Origin of the sequence: Flavobacterium pectinovorum (genome assembly GCF_022802975.1) — a bacterium.
GTDB lineage: Bacteria > Bacteroidota > Bacteroidia > Flavobacteriales > Flavobacteriaceae > Flavobacterium > Flavobacterium pectinovorum_B.
In genome coordinates this window covers 70,280-92,540 of the sequence record NZ_JAFEVZ010000016.1, presented here as the reverse complement: position 1 = coordinate 92,540, position 22,261 = coordinate 70,280, and the positions used below count along the sequence as shown (strand labels likewise).

Annotated in this window: 20 protein-coding genes; 4 read left to right on the top strand and 16 right to left on the bottom strand. The window is 33.5% G+C overall.

All coding sequences use genetic code 11. The features are described from left to right. Positions 1-124: 124 nt before the first annotated feature. The 9 genes from FLV_RS18325 to truA all read right to left on the bottom strand — a co-directional run bounded on the left by FLV_RS18325 (position 125) and on the right by truA (position 10,258). Positions 125-838, bottom strand: coding sequence for an HNH endonuclease (locus FLV_RS18325; RefSeq protein WP_243236141.1), 714 nt, complete (start codon positions 836-838; stop codon positions 125-127). A gap of 176 nt (positions 839-1,014) precedes the next feature. After that, on the bottom strand, positions 1,015-1,638 hold the full coding sequence (locus FLV_RS18320) for a hypothetical protein (protein ID WP_243236140.1): 624 nt from the start codon (positions 1,636-1,638) through the stop codon (positions 1,015-1,017). Positions 1,639-1,800: 162 nt separating this feature from the next. Continuing rightward, the gene (locus tag FLV_RS18315) at positions 1,801-2,838 is read right to left on the bottom strand and encodes a tyrosine-type recombinase/integrase (RefSeq protein WP_243236139.1); all 1,038 of its coding nucleotides are present in this window, start codon (positions 2,836-2,838) and stop codon (positions 1,801-1,803) included. Between the two features lie 499 nt (positions 2,839-3,337). Beyond that, positions 3,338-3,937, bottom strand: a complete 600-nt coding sequence (locus FLV_RS18310; protein ID WP_243236138.1) for a nitroreductase family protein — start codon at positions 3,935-3,937, stop codon at positions 3,338-3,340. A 355-nt stretch (positions 3,938-4,292) separates the two neighbouring features. Continuing rightward, positions 4,293-4,709: a hypothetical protein gene (locus tag FLV_RS18305; protein WP_243236137.1), complete on the bottom strand. Its 417-nt coding sequence runs from the start codon at positions 4,707-4,709 to the stop codon at positions 4,293-4,295. 363 nt (positions 4,710-5,072) lie between these two features. Then, positions 5,073-6,461 carry a dihydrolipoyl dehydrogenase gene (gene lpdA / locus FLV_RS18300; protein ID WP_110345121.1) on the bottom strand — a complete coding sequence of 463 codons (1,389 nt, stop codon included), beginning with the start codon at positions 6,459-6,461 and terminating at the stop codon, positions 5,073-5,075. 500 nt (positions 6,462-6,961) lie between these two features. Further along, positions 6,962-7,546: an NUMOD4 domain-containing protein gene (locus FLV_RS18295; protein WP_243236136.1), complete on the bottom strand. Its 585-nt coding sequence runs from the start codon at positions 7,544-7,546 to the stop codon at positions 6,962-6,964. A gap of 141 nt (positions 7,547-7,687) precedes the next feature. Continuing rightward, entirely contained in the window at positions 7,688-9,442 is a 1,755-nt protein-coding gene (locus FLV_RS18290) for an ABC transporter ATP-binding protein (protein WP_243236135.1), read from the bottom strand. 81 nt (positions 9,443-9,523) lie between these two features. Further along, positions 9,524-10,258 (bottom strand): tRNA pseudouridine(38-40) synthase TruA, encoded by a 735-nt coding sequence (truA, locus tag FLV_RS18285; protein ID WP_243236134.1) that lies wholly within the window; start codon positions 10,256-10,258, stop codon positions 9,524-9,526. Between the two features lie 154 nt (positions 10,259-10,412). On the opposite strand from truA, the gene FLV_RS18280 reads away from it, so the two are divergent. Continuing rightward, positions 10,413-10,910, top strand: coding sequence for a metallophosphoesterase family protein (locus FLV_RS18280; protein WP_243236133.1), 498 nt, complete (start codon positions 10,413-10,415; stop codon positions 10,908-10,910). 45 nt (positions 10,911-10,955) lie between these two features. On the opposite strand, the gene FLV_RS18275 is transcribed toward FLV_RS18280, so the two are convergent. Continuing rightward, the gene (locus FLV_RS18275) at positions 10,956-12,653 is read right to left on the bottom strand and encodes an ATP-binding protein (protein WP_243236132.1); all 1,698 of its coding nucleotides are present in this window, start codon (positions 12,651-12,653) and stop codon (positions 10,956-10,958) included. A gap of 206 nt (positions 12,654-12,859) precedes the next feature. Here FLV_RS18275 and FLV_RS18270 point away from each other — a divergent pair, with 206 nt between their 5' ends. Next, complete coding sequence (locus FLV_RS18270; protein ID WP_243236131.1) at positions 12,860-12,997, top strand: hypothetical protein; 138 nt, start codon at positions 12,860-12,862, stop codon at positions 12,995-12,997. Positions 12,998-13,101: 104 nt separating this feature from the next. Here FLV_RS18270 and FLV_RS18265 read toward each other — a convergent pair whose 3' ends face one another. From FLV_RS18265 to FLV_RS18255, 3 genes are all read right to left on the bottom strand, one after another. Beyond that, positions 13,102-14,757, bottom strand: coding sequence for an ATP-binding protein (locus FLV_RS18265; RefSeq protein WP_243236130.1), 1,656 nt, complete (start codon positions 14,755-14,757; stop codon positions 13,102-13,104). Between the two features lie 223 nt (positions 14,758-14,980). Continuing rightward, positions 14,981-15,646 carry a response regulator gene (locus FLV_RS18260; RefSeq protein ID WP_243236129.1) on the bottom strand — a complete coding sequence of 222 codons (666 nt, stop codon included), beginning with the start codon at positions 15,644-15,646 and terminating at the stop codon, positions 14,981-14,983. 163 nt (positions 15,647-15,809) lie between these two features. Then, on the bottom strand, positions 15,810-16,220 hold the full coding sequence (locus FLV_RS18255) for a DUF4293 domain-containing protein (RefSeq protein WP_243236128.1): 411 nt from the start codon (positions 16,218-16,220) through the stop codon (positions 15,810-15,812). Positions 16,221-16,404: 184 nt separating this feature from the next. Here FLV_RS18255 and rho point away from each other — a divergent pair, with 184 nt between their 5' ends. Then, complete coding sequence (rho, locus tag FLV_RS18250) at positions 16,405-18,246, top strand: transcription termination factor Rho (protein WP_243236127.1); 1,842 nt, start codon at positions 16,405-16,407, stop codon at positions 18,244-18,246. Between the two features lie 157 nt (positions 18,247-18,403). On the opposite strand, the gene FLV_RS18245 is transcribed toward rho, so the two are convergent. The 3 genes from FLV_RS18245 to FLV_RS18235 all read right to left on the bottom strand — a co-directional run bounded on the left by FLV_RS18245 (position 18,404) and on the right by FLV_RS18235 (position 20,813). Continuing rightward, positions 18,404-19,420: a M28 family peptidase gene (locus FLV_RS18245; RefSeq protein ID WP_243236126.1), complete on the bottom strand. Its 1,017-nt coding sequence runs from the start codon at positions 19,418-19,420 to the stop codon at positions 18,404-18,406. Between the two features lie 18 nt (positions 19,421-19,438). Then, the gene (locus tag FLV_RS18240; protein WP_243236125.1) at positions 19,439-20,212 is read right to left on the bottom strand and encodes a dienelactone hydrolase family protein; all 774 of its coding nucleotides are present in this window, start codon (positions 20,210-20,212) and stop codon (positions 19,439-19,441) included. Between the two features lie 148 nt (positions 20,213-20,360). Further along, on the bottom strand, positions 20,361-20,813 hold the full coding sequence (locus tag FLV_RS18235; RefSeq protein ID WP_243236124.1) for an Lrp/AsnC family transcriptional regulator: 453 nt from the start codon (positions 20,811-20,813) through the stop codon (positions 20,361-20,363). A gap of 151 nt (positions 20,814-20,964) precedes the next feature. Between FLV_RS18235 and rocD the strand changes: the two genes are divergently transcribed. Next, positions 20,965-22,218: an ornithine--oxo-acid transaminase gene (rocD, locus tag FLV_RS18230; protein ID WP_243236123.1), complete on the top strand. Its 1,254-nt coding sequence runs from the start codon at positions 20,965-20,967 to the stop codon at positions 22,216-22,218. Positions 22,219-22,261 lie beyond the last annotated feature (43 nt).

The following is a 22,261-nucleotide window of genomic DNA, read 5'->3' as shown; positions in this document are numbered from 1 at the left end:
ATCTTTAATGGATGTTTACATCGAACTTAACCCATCACTTTGCGAACCGCCGAGTACGTGACCCGTACGCTCGGTGGTGTGAGAGGCGCACTCCGTTCTATTTGAGACGGAGCCGTCTACTCGATTAGGCGCTGGCATTATTTAAATCCACTTTGATAATATCTGCACTTTCAATTTTCTTTATTACCAAAGTTGCTATTTCAAGTTTTTCATTATTATCCCCAAATTTCCAACTTTCTAATTTCTTTTCGCCAAATAGAAAATATCCTTTCGATTCTAAATCCTTTAACATGTTATTAAGCGAAAGAGTAATTTTTACTTTTTCATATGGTTCTGAAAGACTAATAATATCAAGATAATCTAAAAAATCTTGAGCAAGTCCTCCAATAAATTCTGCTTCATCTTCAGTCTCTATCTCATCATAATCAGTTCTACAGCCTGTAGCCGAAAGAATTTCTAACAGTTCTTTTCCGGATGTAATTCGAATTAAAAATTTAGGTTTTGGTGTTTTATCAATATTTGATTTTAAAATTGTATTTACCCAATTTTCATGATTTTGCTTTATATATCGAAGGAGTTCTTCAGTATAAGTATCAACTAATGTGTCAATTTCCTTGTGATGATTTCTACACAATAAAATCAAATTGTCAGCAGTATCATAGGCAGTTATTTCTTTATGTCTTGGTCCATTTTTCTTGCTACTTATTATATGGCATTCATCACCAATATTAAATTCTGTTGCGTTTGACTTTTTATTAAACAACTCAGTTTTACAAATCGCACATCTGTTTCCTGATTTTCCCCAAAGATTTTTTCTGTCTTTACTTGAAATTCCCATTTTATATCTCGATGATTAGATTGTTCTTATGCTTGCGCATAACGTTCTCGCGCTACAAGCAGTTTGGGATTAAATCAGCGTTATCATTCGGATTTTCCAAATCTCTCAAATACAAACCAATTTTTCCATTAAGCCAAATTCCCAAATTGCTTGTAGCGTGTGTTGGCGGTAGTTTTTTATTTTCCACTACTCATTCTTTCTGTTATTTTTTCGTAATATATGTCTGTTATGTCGCTCCAAAATACAATTAACGACATCAAAAAATTTGAGAAGTCAGAAACTGTTTTCACACTAATTGGTTTATCAATACTTCTTAAGTGTTCAAAATATTCTGCAAAATTTTCATCATAATGTGCACCTGCTTTATTTCTGAACTTTGTAATCAACGTATCATATTTATGTTCTTTTTTAAGTTCTTTTAATTTCAAGGTAATATTTAGAAATCTCGGTTCTAATTCATTGAAATCTCGGGAAATTAAATTACGAATTTCATTTTGGTGTTTCCCAAAAGTTTTTAAAGACTCATAAATAACTACAAATCCATTTTTAAAGTAAAACTTTCTTTCCCAATCTGTTTCACAGTCAACAAGTCCTCTTAAAGAAGATGCAATATCAAGAAAACAAGAGGTAAAAAAGCATAAATATTTAATATGCTTTTTAATTTCTTCAATACTTTCTTGAGCAGGCTCATTATTTCCCTTTAAATTTCCGCTTTCTAAAAGTTTTAATAAATTATAAGATTCATCTAACTCACTTTGATAATGATTTATATGAAATAATATATCTTTTGAGTTGTACATTAAAGATCAGGTTTAATAAAATTCTCTTTTCAACGGCAAAATTACCGCCAACTCTTTTATATGCGAATAAATTTAACCTGTTTTATTCCAAATAGGTATGTTATACGCATGTTTTGGTTTGTTTTTTTGCGTTTTATTGCAATACAAAAATAAAATTATTTCTTACATATCGAAGGGATTGATGATTTTTTGTAATGAATTGCTTGATACATGTGTGTAAATCATAGTTGTTTTTGGACTGCTATGTCCTAATAAATCCTGAATATATCGTAAATCAGTTCCTGATTCTAGTAGGTGAGTAGCAAAACTATGTCGTAAAGTATGCAAACTAATCCGTTTTGTAATTCCGGCTTTTCGGGCTGCTATTTGTAAAACGGCCTGTGCGCTTCGGCTGCTATATTGTTCTTTAAATTGGCCTTCAAATAAATACAACTGAGGTTTGTATACGCTGTAATATTCTCGTAACAAAAGAAGAATTTTATTTGATAATAATGTATAACGGTCTTTTTTCCCTTTGGCATTTTTGATGTGTATTAACATACGCTGACTATCAATGTCAGTAAGTTTCATATTGATGGCTTCACTGATTCTAAGTCCTGCTGAATAAATTAATGCCAGTAAGGTTTTGTGTTTTAGGTTGGCAGTAGAATCTATAATTCGCAATACATCCTCTTTACTCAAAATATTGGGTAAAGTTTTTGCATTTTTAGGACGAAAAATTTCTTCAGGGATTATTTTTCGGGATTCAATAATTTTAAAAAATAATTTTAGAGCGTTGATGATTTGATTTTGATAGGAAGCCGAAAGGTTATTTTTTAAAATATAATCGTTATTATATAGTATGATATGATCATTTGTGATTTCGGAAACTGGAAGTTCCCGATGAAAAACCAAAAAGGATTTTAAAGCCTCAGTATATGTTTTTACTGTATTGTGACTATAACGTCTTGAGGTAAGCCAATTACTAAACTTTTGGATAGCTAAAATTCCTTCTTCTGATGGTAATGATAAATAGGCAGCGGGTATTTTAAAATGAATTCGGTTAGATTCATTGTCCGGTAAATGCCATACTTTTAAGGTTTGGCTCCATTTTGATCCTTCAAATTGTTTGATGCGCTCAATTAATTGTGCGTTTTTTTCAAAATAAACAGCAATTCGTATTTCTTTTTTGTGATGGATTAATTTAGACGACCAATTCATTTTTGTAAATTTAAGGAACGATAAATATAAGAAAATTCTGTTTTATATATTGGTTTTAAAAGGTGATTTTAAAAATATTTTGATCTTATAAAACAAAATTTTCTAATGAAAACGAGTGCCGCATGAGGGATAGCAGCGGTATCTCCCGATTTAGAAAAACAAGGCTTTTTAGCCGTAGTTTTTGTTAAACGGGAATTTAGCGAATAGCCCGACCCGCTTTTTCTGCGGGGCATGCCATAAAAAAATCCGACCCGCTTATCGCAAATCGGAATGTAAATATGATTTGTTAGTTTTTGCTTACGATGGTATTTCGTTTTTAATCAAATATAAGAAGAAAGAAGTCTATGAATGCATGCTATTCAGATATGAAACCGAATCTAAAAAGATTAAAGATTTTTGATTTCTGGTATAACAAGGTTTTACAATATTGGCAATCAAAAAGCGTTAATCAAAGAATCATATTTTTAACGTCATGGCATTGTGTTTAGTTTGACAGTTATTAGATACTCTCAATCAAACTATCCAGTAATCTTCTGGATTTAGGCGAAACTTCAATTCGGTTAAAATCATCTTCGGCACCATAACCAACCGCCATTGCAAACAATGGTTTAAAGGCCGGCATACTAAGGATTTCCTTGTATTTATCGGATTCGATACCTTCCATAGCTGTAGAATCCAGGCCTAACGCAATGCTTGCTGTTAAACCAACTCCCAAAGCAATATACACCTGCTGAGACAACCATGTTTTCATGTCGGCTTCAGGTTTACTCGCCTTAATTTGATTGTACCAGTTTCTGCGGGCTTCGGGTAATTCAGTATCGACTATTTGCTGAAAAGCATCCAGATCATCAGCTACGCTAAATACAACTATCAGCTTTGCCTGATTTACTTTTTCCTTATTGTGCATGGAAACTTCAGCTAATTGCGCCTTAATTTCCTGATTTTGCACAAATGTAAATTTCCATGGCTGAATATTTATTGAAGAAGGACTCAGGTATAAAACCTCTTTTAAAGCTTCAATTTTTTCCTGCGGAATTACTTTTTCAGCGTTGTACTTTTTGGCAGAGTATCTTTTTTTCATTAATTCCAAAATATTCATAATGCTGTATTTTAACGTTTTTAGTTTTATAGATTGCAAAGTTAAGCTGATAACCTGAATATTTCGACAATTGTGCACGTAGTTTTGTAACGGTGTATATTTTGTTGTTTTTTAAAAACAGCATTATTCGCCGGCACTCCTTTTTCTTTCGTTTTCTGTCTGGGGTTTTTCGCTCTCATTTTGTGTAGCGAAGTTAAGAAGCAGAACATTTGTTTTTATAAGAACCTTTTGTCCTGCTGTCCGCTAAATTCCCGATAAGAAAAACTACGGCAAAAAAGCCTTGTTTTCTATATCGGGAGATACCGCTCCCATCAGGGCTAGTTCAGACTTCTATCATTTATAAGACCTGAAAAGACTATTTTATGCGTTCATATTCAGAGGTGTAACAGTCCACACATTCGTCTCTTAAATAAAGCTTTTTGCCAATGATTTCAAAAGACTGATCAATATAAACTTCATTTGTTATGGAGTTGCCTTTGTCTATTACGATCACTTTTCGATTACCTCCCAAAGGCGAGGGTTTGGTCTGAATCGAAAATTTTTGTGTCTGGGATAAAGTACCGTTAATGTAAGTTTTTAAGGTATTTCCTGAGAATTGAATAACCTTGGTTTGCTTTGTAGTTTCGGGAGTGTAGCCTCCACCTCCAAATCCTCCCGAAGTAAGAATCCAATTCCATTTGCCTTTTAAATTATTTTTAGAGGATACATTGTTATCATCATTACTGCAGGAAGTTAGGATGGCGAAAATCAATAGTAAAGTAAACTTTTTCATGGGTTAAAATTTTAGGATAGTTTACTTAAAAGATGTGTTTTTTTTAAAATGGTTGCTTTCACGCTGTTTTTAAATAGTTTTTTCTTATAAATTATTGAAATTGTTCTTTCTTCAGTGGTTCTTTTGGGTTATGATTGAACTGCCTAACAAAAAATATCATTATGAAAACGAGTGTCGCATGAGGGATAGCAGCGGTATCTCCCGATTTAGAAAAAAAAGGCTTTTTAGCCGTAGTTTTTGTTAATCGGGAATTTAGTGAATAGCCCGACCCGCTTTTTCTGCGGGGCATGCCCATAAAAAAATCCGGTCTGTCTGCACAAACCGGATTTCTTTAAATTGAAAATTATATGTAACCTGTAATTTTTACAAGTGAATCACTTCTCCATAAGCATCAGCAACCGCTTCCATAACTGCTTCACTCATGGTTGGGTGAGGGTGGATTGATTTAAGGATTTCGTGGCCTGTAGTCTCCAGTTTACGTGCAACAACTGCCTCAGCAATCATATCAGTAACACCTGCACCAATCATGTGGCATCCTAACCATTCTCCGTATTTAGCATCAAAGATTACTTTTACGAATCCGTCAGCATTTCCGGCAGCTTTTGCTTTTCCAGAAGCTGAGAATGGGAATTTACCAATTTTTAATTCGTATCCTTTTTCCTTAGCTTGTTTTTCAGTTAAACCAACAGAAGCAATTTCAGGAGTTGCATAAGTACATCCCGGAACGTTTCCGTAATCGATAGGGTCTACGTGTAAACCTTTAATTTTTTCCACACAGTTAATTCCTTCAGCAGAAGCTACGTGAGCCAAAGCCTGACCCGGAGTAACGTCTCCAATGGCGTAGTAACCAGGAATGTTGGTTGCGTTGTAAGCGTTTACTAAGATTTTATCACGGTCTACAGCAATACCTACTTCTTCTAAACCGATATTTTCGATGTTTGTTTTGATTCCAACCGCAGAAAGTACGATGTCAGCTTCAAGGATTTCTTCTCCTTTGGCAGTTTTTACAGTAGCTTTTACACCAGCTCCTGAAGTATCTAATTTTTCTACAGAAGAATTAGTCATTACTTTGATACCTGCTTTTTTCAACGATTTTTCAAATTGTTTTGAGATATCTTCGTCTTCTACCGGTACAACGTTTGGCATAAATTCTACAATAGTAACATCAGTTCCCATTGAGTTGTAGAAATGTGCAAACTCAACTCCAATTGCTCCTGAACCTACGATAATCATAGATTTTGGCTGTGTTGGCAATGTCATTGCCTGACGGTATCCAATTACCTTCACACCATCCTGAGGAAGGTTTGGCAACTCACGAGAACGGGCACCTGTTGCGATGATAATATGGTCTGCGCTATATTCTGTAACTTTATTGTCTTTATCAGTAACGTCAAGTTTTTTTCCAGGTTTCAATTTTCCGAAACCTTCAATAACGTCAATTTTGTTTTTTTTCATCAGGAAAGTAACTCCTTTGCTCATTCCTTCTGCAACTCCACGGCTGCGTTGTACTACAGCAGAGAAATCTTTGTCAAACTCAGAAACTGTCAATCCGTAATCAGAAGCATGTTTTAGGTAATCAAAAACCTGAGCCGATTTTAGTAATGCTTTTGTTGGGATACATCCCCAGTTTAAACATACACCACCTAAGTTTTCTTTTTCAACTACAGCTACTTTAAAGCCTAATTGTGATGCTCTGATAGCTGTAACATATCCGCCGGGACCACTTCCTAAAACAATAACGTCGTATTTCATTTTTTGCTTATTTATTTGTTATTTGAAAAAAAATGCAGTCGGCAAAACCTCGTGTCATTTTAAAGTTTTTTAATTTGTTTTTAATGCTAAAATGCAGTCGCTAACGCTCGTGTCATTTTTTTGTTTTTAGTATTTATTACCGAAAAAGAGGTTTGTAATTCCGAAACTCACTTTCCGATTTTCCGTTTGTTATTTCTGCTTGCGAATTTAAGGATTTATTTTAAAAAATTATTCAAAAAAAAAATTTTACCGTTTATGATTTTGGTCTTTTCACAGAAATCATGGGAATTGTTAATTGTAAATTGTGAATTATTGATTGTAAAATACATTTTTGAATATAAATCTGAAAAAAGGGATGTTTGTTAAGATCAAAAATCAATGACAATATCAATATCAGGCTGAGCGGAGTCGAAGTCTTTCTTAATTACAAAAGTTCTTCGACTCCGCTCAGAGTGACAGCAGTTGATTCAATCAACCATCAACCATACTACATTTCACAATTAGACCTTCACGTGTCCCCAGTTTTCACCGCTGGCAATACGTCTGATCTGCATTTCGCTTACGCCAAATTGTTTTGCAATCATTTTTAGGCGTGTTTTTTGCTCCGGGCGAGCCAATATTTTTTTGATTAACATGACTTTTGTGGTGGTCAGTTTTCTGCCGTCTGATTTTATATTGTGTTCAATCAGGTTCTTTTTGGCCTGAATTACGTGCGGGCTTTTACGGCTATGCGCAATCATTTCGGCTCTTGTAGCCCAGCGCAGATTATTTACGTCGTCATTATTTCGGATATAATCTAAATGGAGGACATAAGTTTGTTCTTCTGATTGTTTCGGAATAAAATACCGGGCAACTAATTTGTAAAGAAAAAGGTATTTATTGACAATTTTATCATCTTCTCTGACTTTGAATCTAAAGGTTGGGTATCCATCGCTCAAACCTCCTTTTAAGAGACGTCCGTTTTGTATATCGTCTGTAAAACTTATTAATCTTCCTTTGTTTGAAATGGCGTACCGAAACTGTAAAGATTCATTAACGTCTATTTCTTTAAACTCTTCATTTGGATAAAACCTAATCTGTGGCATGTTCTTTTGCATTTGAATTCTAATAACTCAAAGATACAATTTCAAAGAAAAATAACGTTATTTAGTTGATTATGAGGTGGTATTTTATGATTATGCTAACAGTGTTTTAACATTTCAGAAATGTTTAGACGTCATTTTTTATTAATTTGCCACAGAAAATTGTGAGTCATATAAGTTTTTGTAATAACCGTCAGCCTTGTTCAGTAATTCCTGATGCGTTCCTTGCTCAACAATGAGTCCTTTATCCATTACTACAATTTTATCAGCATTTACAATTGTTGCCAATCGATGCGCTATCACTATAGAAGTTCTTCCTTTTGTAATCGTTTCGGTAGCACGCTGAATCAATTCTTCAGAATACGTATCAATTGATGAAGTTGCTTCATCCAAAATCAAAATACTCGGATTACTCACATACGAACGTAAAAAAGCAATCAATTGTCGCTGACCGGACGAAAGCATCACACCACGTTCTTTTACATCAAAATCGTAATTATCCGGCAGACTCATAATGAAGTCATGAACGCCAATTTTTTTCGCAGCATCCAGAACCTGCTCACTTGTGATTTCAGGATTATGAAGTGTGATATTATTGTAAATCGTATCTGCAAACAAAAACACATCCTGTAAAACCACTGCAATTTGTTTTCGAAGTGATGCCAGAGTATAATTCTCTATGTTTTCTCCATCAATGCAAATCGTTCCGCTGTTGATTTCGTAAAAACGATTCAGTAAATTGATAATCGTGGATTTTCCGGCTCCGGTCGAACCTACAATGGCAACTGTCTGTCCTGATGCTACAGATAAATCAATGCCTTTTATCACTTCTTCTTCGGGAATATAACTAAAACGAACCTGCTTAAATTCGATACTTCCGTTAAAAACCGGTGCTTCAATTTTTCCTGTGTCCTGAATATGATCCTGTGTGTCAATAATGTCAAAAACACGATTGGCTGCAATCATGCCCAACTGCATCTCGTTGAATTTGTCCGCAATTTGACGTAACGGATTAAAAAGCATTCCAATAAACATCGTGTATGAAAACAAATCTCCAAATGTGGTAAAATTATCGCCATTCAGGATTTTGAAACCGCCAAATACAACCACTAATCCTAAAGCAATCGACGAAATAATATCAGCAATCGGGAAGAAAATTGAGTTGTACAAAATCGTTTTTATCCACGCTACTCTGTGTTTGTCATTTATAACCCTAAAATTATCTGCTTCGATTTTTTCCCGGTTAAATAGCTGAACAATCTTCATTCCCGTAACGCGCTCCTGAACAAACGAATTCATGTTGGCAATCTGCGTTCTTACTTCTTCAAAAGCAACCTGCATTTTGCGCTGAAAAATTCGGGTAACATAAACTAGAACCGGCATGGCAACCACCACAATCCAGGTTAGTTTCCAGTTCATATAAAACATAAAAATCAGTACCACGAGCATTTTCATCAAATCGCTTATAATCATAAACAATCCCTGGCTGAAAATACGGGCAATCGATTCAATATCCGAAACCGATCTGGTAACCAATTGTCCCACCGGAACCAAATCAAAATACTTCATCCTGAAGCTTAAAATATGTTTAAAAAGTTTATTCCGAATATCTTTTACAATATCCTGTCCGAGCCAGTTAGCCCAAAATACAAAATAAAACTGAGAGAATACTTCCATCAATAAAACAACTCCCATCAAAATAATGTACATCAGTAAACCCTGCTTGTCATGCGTTTTAATGTAGCCATCAACAGTTTGTTTTAATAAATAGGGGCGAAGTGCCGCAAAAATTGACAATGAGACAGCAAAAACAATAACGCCGTAATAACGCCATTTGTAAGGTTTGGTATATTTTAAAATTCGTTTGAATAATCCGGTATCAAATGCTTTTGCTTTCATTATATTTTTAAGCTTTAAGCTTTAGGCAATAAGCTTTAGGCATAAACTTGAAGCTTATTACCTAAAGCCTACAGCTTATAGCTATAAATAATCGTAATAAATATCGGTTAAATACAATCCATGTGCCGGAACCGAAAAGCCGGCTTTTTCTCTGCTTTTACTGGCAATGATATTTTCAAAATCGGCCAGTGTAATTTTATGTAACCCTATGTTAATTAAAGTTCCCACAATCGCCCGAACCATATTTCGTAAAAAACGATTCGCAGAAATTGTAAAAACCAGTTTGTTCTTTTCCTGTTTCCAATACGCTTCAAAAATCGTGCAGTCAAATGTATTGACATCGGTATTTACTTTCGAAAAACACTGAAAATCGGTATGCTTCAGTAAAATCTGTGCTGCCTCATTCATTAAATCGACATCCAGTTTCTGATTCACATACCAGCTTAATCCGTCTAAAAACGGATTTTTAACTGTATTGATATGATATTCATAGGTTCGTTTGGTAGCGTCAAATCGGCAATGAGCGTCATCATGAACCAGAATAATATCAAAAACAGCAATATCTTTTGGTAAGTATGAATTGAGTTTATGAACTAAATTCGGAACATCAATTGTATTGTCAAAATCAAAATGTCCATACATTTCCTGCGCATGAACTCCGGTATCAGTTCTTCCGGCACCCATAATATTTATAGATGAATTTAATAAAACCGAAAAGGCTTTGTTTAAAGTTTCCTGAACAGAAGATGCGTTGGGCTGAAATTGCCAGCCATGATAATGTGTTCCGTTATAAGCAAATTGAATAAAATATCTCAAGGTAAAGGTTCAAAGGTTCAGAGCTGCAAAGGTACAAAGGTTTTTTTGAAGATGCTATGATTCTAAGTTGCGAAGGTTCTAAGTTTTTTTATCTCTAGTTTTCTCTGCAGAAAATTCTCAGTATCTTAGCCACTTAGAATCTTAGCCACTTAGAATGACCAAAATCCTCCTGCTTTCAGATACACACAGTCATATTGATGATACTATTTTAAAATATGTGGCTCAGGCTGATGAGGTCTGGCATGCCGGAGATATTGGCGATCTGCATGTTACAGATACGCTCAAAAAACTAAAACCGCTGCGTTGTGTTTACGGTAATATTGATGATGCACAGGCCCGATTGGAATTCCCGCTTAATAATCGTTTTTTTTGTGAGGAAGTTTCAGTCTGGATTACGCATATAGGAGGATATCCCGGAAAATATAATCCTGCTATTAAGGAAGAAATGCAGAACAATCCACCAAAATTATTTATTTGTGGACATTCGCATATTTTAAAAGTAATGTTTGATAAAAAAAACAATCTCCTGCATATGAATCCCGGTGCAGCCGGCAAAAGCGGTTTTCATCAGGTAAGAACCATGCTGCGCTTTGTAATTGAAGGAGAAAAAATAAAAGATTTAGAAATCATCGAAATCGATAAAAGAGTTTAGATTTTTAGTAATCAAAAATACCCCTGATTTACTAATCACTAATCACTAATTACTAATAGGAACCGTTATTTTAATAGAAGTTCCTTCATTAATTTTCGATTTTACATTAAAATGTCCGTTCAGATTATTTATTCTGGCTTTTATCTGATTGAGACCAAATCCTTCAACAAAATTAAATTTATTGATATCAAACCCCTTTCCGTTATCGGTAATTTCAATAACCAATTCATTATTGGTTTCAGACAATGAAACTTCAGCTCTGGTAGCGTCACTATGTTTTATAATATTATTAAGAAGTTCAGAAACGATAAAATAGAGTCTCGTTTCAAATTTTTCAGCATATCTTTTTTTGTTCGAAATAGTATTCAGGTATTCAAAATGTAAATTCGAATTTGAATATTTTTCACACAAATCATCAAGAGCGTATAACAAACCAAAACGGACCAATAAAGTAGGTAAAAGATCATGCGAAAGATCTCTTACTTTGTCATGGGTTTCATCGAGAATAAATTTTGTTTTTATAATTTCATCAGGAACAGTATTATGATTATGCTGCGATAAAAAAACATTCAAATGCATGCCTGCAGATGAAAGTGAAGCACTGATAGTGTCGTGCAAAAACAAAGCTACTTTTTTACGTTCACTTTCCTGTCCGTCTATACTGGCATTGATTATGTTTTGATGTATTTTATTCTGGATGTTTTTTATCCTGTTTTTTTGTTTGAGTTTTGAGTTTTGGTAAAAAAAGTAAAAAAGAATGGTGATGATAAGGAATAAAGTAATAATAACTCCAAAAATTTTTTTATTTCTGGAATGTTCTTTTTGTAGTTTTCCCTGCTTTTTTTTGTATTCGGCTTCTATTTTATCAACCTCTCGTTTAAATTCGTCTAATTCCAGATTAACCCCAATCAATTTTGTTTTTTTTTGTTTTGCTAAATCAGTAATTTCATCGGTTAATCGATTGAATTCCATAATGTTTTCATAAGCTTTTTTATAATTCTTATTTTTAAATAGAAAAGCAGCATATTTTTGATGGGCAATTGATAAATCAAATTTTTCATAGCTTTTATTCCCTAATTCAATAGCTTTTAAAAAATAAAAATTTGCTTTTACAGAGTCGTTTATATGCCCGTAATATATGCCATTTAACATATTTGAGGCTACTTCAGTCGATTCGTCTCCATATTTTTTAAATCTATTTATGTAATTTAAAAATGATAGGCCTTTTCTAAAATTTTTAATTTGAAAATAAGCCCAGGCAATATTAAGTTTTCTAAGGTAAATTAAAGAGGTATCAGACGAATTAGTACTGTAAAACAGAGATTTTTCATAATGTTGTATTCCTTTTTCGTATTGTTTTTTTTCAAAAAAATAGATATTTGCTAAATTATTGTTGATTTTGCCTTTTAAAATATTGTCTTCTGTTTTATTAACATAGTATAAAGCTTTTAGATAAAAGATAAATGCTTTGTCCGGCATAAGTAAATCATAAAAATTAGCTCCTATTAAATTATAACAATTAGCAGTTATAATATTATCATTAATTTCAATGGCATATTTTAAGGCAGTTCTTGATTCTGTTAAAGATTTTTCATAATTTTTTATTTTATAATTTTCTTTAGCATTTGTAACTAATTTCTCAATTTCGTTTTTAGAAAGGGCTTTATTTTGAGAATAGAAGTTATTACTAAAACCAATTAGTAGTACTATAATGAGTAACAAAATAATCTGGGCTCTACGCATTTATAATTAAGATAGTTTGGCTATATTTTTTTTAACATTTTGTTTCAAATTTAATAATTAAATTTATTCTTATTAAAAAAAAAATCTTATTATTGTAAAGTATTTATATGTAGTAAGATATGTGGATGAATAGCATATTTTCGAAATCTATACACTGCTTTGAAATTTAAACTATTTTTTTTAAATATTAACTAAAACAAACAATTATGAGTAAGAGATTTTTAGAAGTTGAAGAAATTCAGGACTTAGCTGGAGAAGAGCAAACGAAATACTTTTTTGCCGATGATGAAGAAAAAGAGGAGGATGATGAAGAAAAGGATAGAGGAGGAAAAGCACAAGTTTAAGTAAAATATATCTGTTTAAATGAAGTAAACTTTTTTTTTTAAAAAAAACTTCATGAACAAAAGAATACAAAAAAAAACGCTTTTATTGAAGCGTTTTTTTTTTTTTAGACATTTAAAGGAACGCTTATGTTAATAGAAGTCCCTTCATTAATCTTTGATTTTACATTAAATTCTCCATTCAGATTGTTTATTCTGGCTTTAATTTGGTTAAGGCCAAATCCTTCAACATAATTGAATTTGTTGGTATCAAATCCTTTTCCGTTGTCTGTAATTTCGATAATCATTTCGTTGTTGTTTTCAATCAATGAAACTTGTGCTTTACTGGCTTCACTATGTTTGATAATATTATTTAAAAGTTCAGAAATGATAAAATAGAGTCTGGTTTCAAATTTTTCGGTATATCTCTTTTTGATCGGAATAGTGTTTTGGTATTCAAAATGTAACGTAGAATTGGAGTATTTTTCACATAAATCATCCAGCGCATATAAAAGCCCAAATCGTGCCAATAAGGTAGGGATAAGATCATGCGAAAGATCCCGGACTTTATCGTGGGTTTCGTCTAAAATTAATTTTGTTTTTGTGATTTCAGGAGGAAGGCTGTCATGTTGGGATAAAAAAACATTCAGATGCATTCCGGCAGATGATAATGAAGCACTGATAGTGTCATGCAAAAACAAAGCAACTTTTTTGCGTTCGCTTTCCTGTCCGTCAATACTGGCATTGATTATGTTTTGGTTTATCTTATTCTGAATATCTTTAATTCTGTTTTTTTGTTTCAGTTTTGTGTTTTGATAAAAAAAGTAAAATAAAATCAGACTGATCAGAAATAAAGATAAGATGATTGTTGTCATCTTGTTTTTACGTGCATTTTCTGAAAGAAATAATTGTTCTTTTTTTTTGCTTTCAATCCCCATTTTATCGATCTCCCGTTTGTATTCATCAATTTCGAGATTAATTCCGGCAATTTTTGCTTTTTTGGCCTTATCCTGAAGATTGATTTGGTCCGTTAGCCGCTGAAAAGAACTTAGGTTTTTGTAAGCAGCTTCAAAATTTTTGTTTTTGGATAAAAACTTTGCATATTCCTGATAAATGAAAGACAAGTCGGTTGTTTCGTCATATTTTATGGCATTTTTTATACCGTTTTTAAAACTGTAATCTGCTTTTTTATTATCTTTTATATGGCTATAATACATGCCATTGAGCATATCGATAACGGCGGTAGTGGTTTCTATGCCGTATTTATGTTTATACTTATTGAGGTATTTCAGATATGGATGTCCTTCAGTGAAGCGTTCAATATCAAAATAGGCCCACGCAATGTTAAGTTTGGTAAGAAAAACTTGTGAAGAATCTTTGATTGCTCTGCTGTAGTATAATGATTTGATATAATAAGAAATTCCTTTTTCGTATTTCTTTTTGTCAAAACAATAAATATTACCAATGTTGTTGTAAAGCCAGTTTTGAAGTTCTAAATTATTTGATTTCTCGGCATATATCAGACTTTTTTGATAATAAAAAAGAGCTTTATCAGGTTCGGATATCCCGTCAAAATTTGCTGCGATTGTATTGTATGCTTTTCCTATTAAATTACTGTTTTGTAATAGAAGTGAATGATTTAAAAGTAATCTGGATTGTATTAGCGATTTTTCATAGTCTTCATTAAGAAGATTAGTGGTTGCCTGGTTGTAAAGTTTTAATAATTCTTTTTCAGTAAAACTTTTTTTTTGTCCTATAGCAGGGATATAAAAAAAGGATATCAAAAAAAGTGTAATAAAATTGCGAAAAACCAACATATCAAAAAAATTAATGGATAAAAATATCGTTTATAAAATTAAAATCAAATCCATAATAATTAAATGTGTTGTTTTTTTTTAATAATATTCATACAGGAACTAAATAAGTATTTACGAGAGACTGTATTTAGAGAAAAAATATTAATTTGTGTTGTTACAGGGTGGAAAAGTAAAGTGATTTTTTATATTTCTATGATTTAATCAAATTATTTTTAATAGCATACTTTACCAAACCAATCGTATTTTTTGTCTGTAGTTTTTTCATGATATTTTTGCGATGGGTTTCTACAGTATTAGTACTGATAAACAACTGCTCGCTAATTTCCTTTCCGCTATATTCCAGTGAAATTAGGGTTACGATCTCTAATTCACGACACGTTAGAATTGAATTTTCAGGAACAATATTCTTTTTGTTTAACTTTGGATTGTTTTCTGTAAAAGTGTTGAAGATTTTTTCTCTTACAGAATTGCAAAAATATTCTTGGCCTTCATTAACGACTTCAATGGCTTCAATTATATTTTCGCCGGCACATTTTTTAGTCAGATAGCCACTCGCACCTAAATTCATTACTTCCCTGATGATTTTTAAATCATCATAGCTGGACAGGATAATAACTTTGCAGGGATACCCTTTTTGTTGAAACTCTTTTAAAACCTCGATGCCGTCTTTTTCAGGCATACTCAGGTCTAGTACCAGGATATGGGCATTATTAGCTGTTACTTCATCAAAAATATTCAAACCATTAGAGGAAGAACCTACAATTTCGAATTCAGAAACAGTACTTAATAAATTAATTAATCCATCAATAAGTACTAAATGGTCATCAGCGAGGTGTATTCTTATTTTATGTGTCATAAATAAATTGAAATAACAAAGCTAAATTATGAAAAAACTACTTACCATCTCATATTACTATGGTTTTTTTATCTGTTTAAGGGTAAATATTGTGAATTTTCAACAAAAAAACCCGAATTATACAATTCGGGTTCTCTTCGCGCAATAAACTAAGTTTATAGGTTTATCTCAAACGGTCAACAGATTTTACGAGATCTTCGTCCTTTTTGATGGCCTTATTAGCTAAAACTAATAACACGATAGCAACAATAGGAAGAAACATCCCAATACCTTTCTCAGAAACAACATTAGTTTCTCCAGATAAATTTAGCGAACGGTAAACAAATAATCCTAATAAAATTAAATTTAATATGATGTTCAGTCTGCCCATAACAAACTGATTTTGTCTTTTTTTGTATGATATAATACTAATAATCGTCAACATGGTACTTAAACCTAATAATATAGTATAAATCTGATCCTGCATAAAATAAAATGCTTTTCCGTTTATTGTCCAAAGCGGAATAAAAAATAATAAAACCCCCGTAATTAAAAAGGTAAGCAGTAAATATATGGTTTGAATTCGTTGTATCATGACCTGAAATTGTTTTACAAAAATATATTTTCTTTTTTATAAATACTATTGTATGATAAAATTTTATTCGTATTATTGCATCATAATACCGTAAGCACTTCATACTGCGGTCAATTCAAAATAATTATCTACCTATTCTTTTTACAGTATTTTCCTTTAAAATAATTAAATTCATAGAACATTCATGTTTGATATTTCTGCATTAAAAGAAATGAAGCTTTCTGAGCTTCAAGAAATAGCTAAATTAGCTAAAACTATAAAGTTTAATGGTGTTAAAAAAGACACTTTGATCAGTCAGATTTTAGCGCATCAGGAAGCGTCTTCAGAGCCGCCTGTAGCTGCTGTTGCAAATGCGGAAATAGTAGATGACAAGCCAAAAAGAGCCAGAATTGCCCCAGTTAAAAAGACTGCAGTTGGTAAAAATGCTCCCGTTTTAGAATTTGATAAAACAGAAGAACCACGTGAGGAAATACAAATTCCGGCAGTTTCAAAACCAAATGCTAAAATTCAGCCAAAACCAAAAACTGAAGAAATTGCTGAAAACAACGTAGAGAAAAACGTAATAGAGAAAAAGGAGCCAAAAATTGTTAAGTTTAATAAATCAGCCTACGAGAAGAAGGTTGCTTTGCAAAAAGAAAAAGAAGCTGTAAAAGAAGGAAGTACTGAAGAAGCAGGAGAAACAGAAACAAATGTTCCGGCTCCGGCTCCCGCAGCAGCTGAAAAAACTGAAGATACTGCTCCGGTAAAAAAGATTAATCCTAATCAGAATAAAAAACAGAATCCGAACCAGACAAATCCAAATCAAAACCCGAACCAGAATCCAAATCAAAACGGGAATGGTAATAACGGAAACCAAAATCCAAATCATAAAAACAAAAAGAATAATAACTTCAGGGATTCAGATTTTGAATTTGACGGAATTATAGAAAGTGAAGGCGTTCTTGAGATGATGCCTGACGGATATGGATTCTTACGTTCATCAGATTATAATTATTTAGCTTCTCCTGACGATATTTATTTATCAACTTCGCAAATCAGATTATTTGGTCTTAAAACCGGAGATACTGTAAAAGGAGTGGTTCGTCCTCCTAAAGAAGGAGAGAAATTTTTTCCTTTGGTTCGTGTCCTTAAAATTAATGGTCACGATCCGCAGGTAGTTCGCGACAGAGTTTCGTTTGAACACTTAACACCAGTTTTTCCTTCAGAAAAATTCAAATTAGCCGAAAAAGGCAGTTCTATATCAACCCGAATTATCGATTTATTTTCTCCAATCGGAAAAGGGCAGCGTGGTATGATAGTCGCACAACCGAAAACCGGTAAAACAATGTTGTTGAAAGATATTGCCAATGCGATTGCAGCCAATCATCCTGAGGTTTACCTAATCGTTCTTTTGATTGATGAGCGTCCTGAAGAGGTTACCGATATGCAGCGCAGTGTTCGTGGAGAAGTTATCGCTTCAACTTTTGACAGAGAACCACAAGAACACGTAAAAATTGCCAATATCGTACTTGAAAAAGCAAAACGTTTGGTAGAATGCGGTCACGATGTTGTAATTCTTCTTGATTCAATCACACGTTTGGCTAGGGCATACAATACTGTTCAGCCTGCTTCCGGAAAAGTTTTAAGTGGAGGTGTTGATGCTAATGCACTTCAAAAACCAAAACGTTTCTTTGGAGCTGCAAGAAATGTAGAAAACGGTGGTTCGTTGAGTATCATCGCAACAGCATTGACCGAAACAGGTTCTAAAATGGATGAGGTTATCTTTGAAGAATTTAAAGGTACCGGTAACATGGAACTTCAACTGGATCGTAAAATTGCCAACAAACGTATTTTCCCTGCAATTGATCTTACATCATCAAGTACACGTCGCGACGATTTGTTATTAGACGAAAAAACATTACAGAGAATGTGGATTATGCGTAAATACCTTTCTGATATGAATCCGGTAGAATCTATGGATTTTGTAAACGACCGTTTCAAGAAAACCAGAAATAACGAAGAGTTTTTGATTTCGATGAATGACTGATAAAGTTGCTAAGGTTCTGAGATGCTAAGTTTCTAAGTTTTCTCTTAGATGAATACAAAAAAAGATGAGTTTTACTCATCTTTTTTTGTATCATATCTTTTTAAATTGTAATTTCTTAGAATTCTAAAAAAAACTTAGAAACTTAGCATCTTAGAACCTATTTTTTATCCACAACCGGTCTGTTTTCTCTGTTGGCCAGTTCCCAAGCAACGACGAAAGCTAATTTTGTTCTTTTGGTTAAGGCATCGTATTCGATTTTTTCTGCTATGTCGTCCTTACCGTGGTAATCTTCGTGAACACCATTAAAGAAGAAAACCGCTGGAATACCATGTTTTGCAAAGTTGTAATGGTCAGAACGCTCATAAAAATGATTCGGATCTTTAGGATCGTTGAATTTGAAATCTAAATCCATTTTGATGTATTTTTCATTTTGTGACACTACAGCATTATGCAAATCAGATGATAATCTGTCAGCACCAATTACATAAACATAATTGTTGGTTTTGGCGTGTTCTACATCACGACGGCCAATCATATCAATATTAATGTCGGCAATTGTGTTGGCAATTGGAAACAATGGGTGTTCAGAATAATAACGGGAACCGTGCAATCCATGTTCTTCGCCTGTTACGTGCAGGAATAAAACAGAACGTTTTGGTCCGTGTCCTTCTTTTTTAGCTTTTGCGAAAGCTTTCGCCATTTCTAGTAAGGCTACCGTTCCGGAACCGTCATCGTCAGCACCATTATAAATTTCACCATTTTGTATGCCAACATGATCATAATGAGCAGAGATTACCAAAATTTCATCCGGTTTTTCAGAACCTTCAATGTAGGCCCAAATATTTTCTGAATCCTGTAAGTTCTCATTATGCCTTGCATTTAAGTAAGATGCCGGAATGTGCTGGTAATAATCTGTAGCGCCTTTTGGAAACGGAATTCCATTTTTTTTGTATTGTTCAATCATGTAAAGTCCCGCTTTTTTTTGCCCTTTAGAACCGGTTTCGCGACCTTCCATTTCATCTGAAGCAACTACATAAAGCATTTCTTTTAAGTTTTTCTCAGAGATTTTTTCAATGTATTTAGAAGGATCCGAATTGTTTTTTGAGGCAATATTCTGGGTGTTTTTACACGAAAATGCAGAAACAACTAATAATAAGATTGTGATTTTTTTCATTTAGATTTTATAAGAGAATTATTTTTTTAAGACCTCATTCAGAAAAAGCTGTAAATGTTCGAAAGAACGTTTTGCAGCTATTGCATTATAGGCAGCGCCTTTTGAGTTGTCGTTTCCGGCTTCAGGATTTGTGAATGAATGTACCGAATTAGCATAATAAATCATTTGCCAGTCGGCTTTAGTATCACGCATTTCCTGCTGAAAAGACGCTATTTCTTCCTTTGAAACAAAGGGATCATCAGCACCATGACAAGCAAAGACTTTAGTTGTAATCGTTTCAGAAGATCTCGAAGCATCTTTTCCTAAACCTCCATGAAAAGAAACAACGCCTTTTACATTCAAATGTCCCCGGGCAGCTTCCAGAACACCTGTCCCTCCGAAACAATATCCAATAGCCACAATGTTATTGGCATTTGCACCAGATTTTACTAACTGGTCTAAAGCTAACTGAATACGTTTTTGATATGCTTCATGATTTTTTTTGTAGTATCCTGCCTGTTTTCCTGCTTCAGAAGTATTTGTTGGATAATTTCCTTCTCCGTAAATATCAGCTATAAAAACAGTGTAGCCCAGTTTTGATAAATTTTCGGCAATATCTTTAGAAGCTTTGTCGATCCCTAACCAGGCAGGTAAAAGTAAAATGCCCGGATTTTGATTACTTTTTTTAGCAGATTTAATGGATAAGCCATTTAAAACCTGATTTTCATCGGCATACTTTACGGGTTTCAACTGTGCAAAAATAGTAGTGGTACTCAGTAGTATTCCAAGAATTGATAAATATATTATTTTCATATATGTAAAATTTATTTTTTAGCGGTCATATATGGTATCGCCTTTTATTTATTGGTGTTTGCTGCAAGCAAACTCTTTGTTAATGGCGATTTCATATAATGTTAAATTTAAAACAAATATCCGAAAATAAATGAAAATTTTATCAGATTTAAAGAACAATATTACGCTTAAAAGCGCATCCCAATTCTACAATCGAATCGGTTTTGGCGATGCCAGAAATCCGGTCTATTTTTTCGTAAAGAACGTTTCGCATGTGCTCGTGATTTTTGGCTATGATTTTTATGTAAAGGGTAAAGGAACCCGTCACATAATAACACTCCGTAATTTCCGGAATGGCTTTTAGAGCTTCAATAATTCTTTCTGAATCCGAATCTTTATTAAGTGTAATTCCGGTAAAGGAAGCCCAGTCGTAGCCCATTTTTTTTTCATTAACCATAGGTTTAATCCCTGATATGATACCTTGTTCTGTTAAGCGATTCACACGCTGATGTACCATCGTATTTGAGATTTTCAAGTTTGATGCAATAGTAGAAAAAGCCATTCTTCCGTCTTTTTCCAGTTCCTTGATAATTTTGATGTCAAATTCGTCTAATGAATTCATTTTTTTATTGTTTAAAATTAAAATTGACTTTTAATTTGTTTTTATTTTTAATAATTGACTTAAAAATAATGTATCAAAGTCAAAAGTATTAATTTTTATTGTAAAATAAAATAATATAATTAATTTTGAAAAAGATAAAAAACTGAAAATCATGGAACAGACAAAACAAATTCTTTCGTCTAAATCAGCAATTTTAATAGAGAAAGAAAACAAATACGGAGCTCATAATTACCATCCGCTGCCTGTAGTTTTAGACAAGGGAGAAGGTGTGTATGTCTGGGATGTGGACGGAAAGAAATATTATGATTTCCTTTCGGCTTATTCTGCTGTAAACCAAGGACACTGTCATCCTAAAATTGTGGGGACAATGGTAGAGCAGGCGCAAAAACTGACTTTGACTTCCCGTGCTTTTTATAATGATAAATTAGGAAATTACGAAGAATACATAACCAATTATTTTGGTTTTGATAAAGTTCTGCCCATGAACACGGGTGCCGAAGCGGTAGAAACAGCTTTGAAGCTTTGCAGAAAATGGGCTTATGAAGTAAAAGGAATCCATGAAAATCTGGCACAGATTATTGTTTGCGAGAATAATTTTCACGGAAGAACGACAACTATCATTTCTTTTTCGAATGATGAAAGCGCCCGTAAGAGTTTTGGACCTTTTACAGAAGGCTTTGTAAAAATTGAATATGACAATCTGGAGGCTTTGGAAAAAGTACTGGAATCATCAAAAAATATAGCCGGTTTCCTGGTAGAGCCAATTCAGGGCGAAGCCGGAGTGTATGTCCCGACTGAAGGGTATTTAGCGAAGGCAAAAGCACTTTGCGAAAAACATAACGTATTGTTTATTGCCGATGAGGTTCAGACCGGAATTGCCCGTACCGGAAAATTATTAGCGGTTCACCACGAAAATGTGCAGCCTGATATCCTGATTTTAGGAAAAGCAATTTCTGGCGGAGTTTATCCTGTTTCGGCAGTTTTGGCGAATAACGAAATTATGAATGTAATCAAACCGGGACAACACGGATCGACTTTTGGAGGAAATCCGGTTGCTGCAGCGGTTGCTATTGCAGCTCTTGAAGTGGTAAAAGACGAGCAGCTGGCTGAAAATGCAGAACGTTTGGGAATTATTTTAAGAAAAGGATTAAACGAAATTGCTGAACGTAACGATTTAATTACACTGGTTCGCGGTAAAGGTTTACTGAACGCGATCGTAATTAATTGTGATGAAGAATCAGATCTGGCTTGGGAAATCTGCCTGAAATTCAGAGATAATGGTTTACTGGCAAAACCAACTCACGGAAACAAAATTCGTCTGGCTCCACCTTTGGTTATTACCGAAGAACAGATTCAGGAATGCCTTGAAATTATTGAGAAATCTTTGAATCATTTTAGAAATTAGACTACACGCTGAAAGGAATTAATTTGATTCTAACAGCATTATT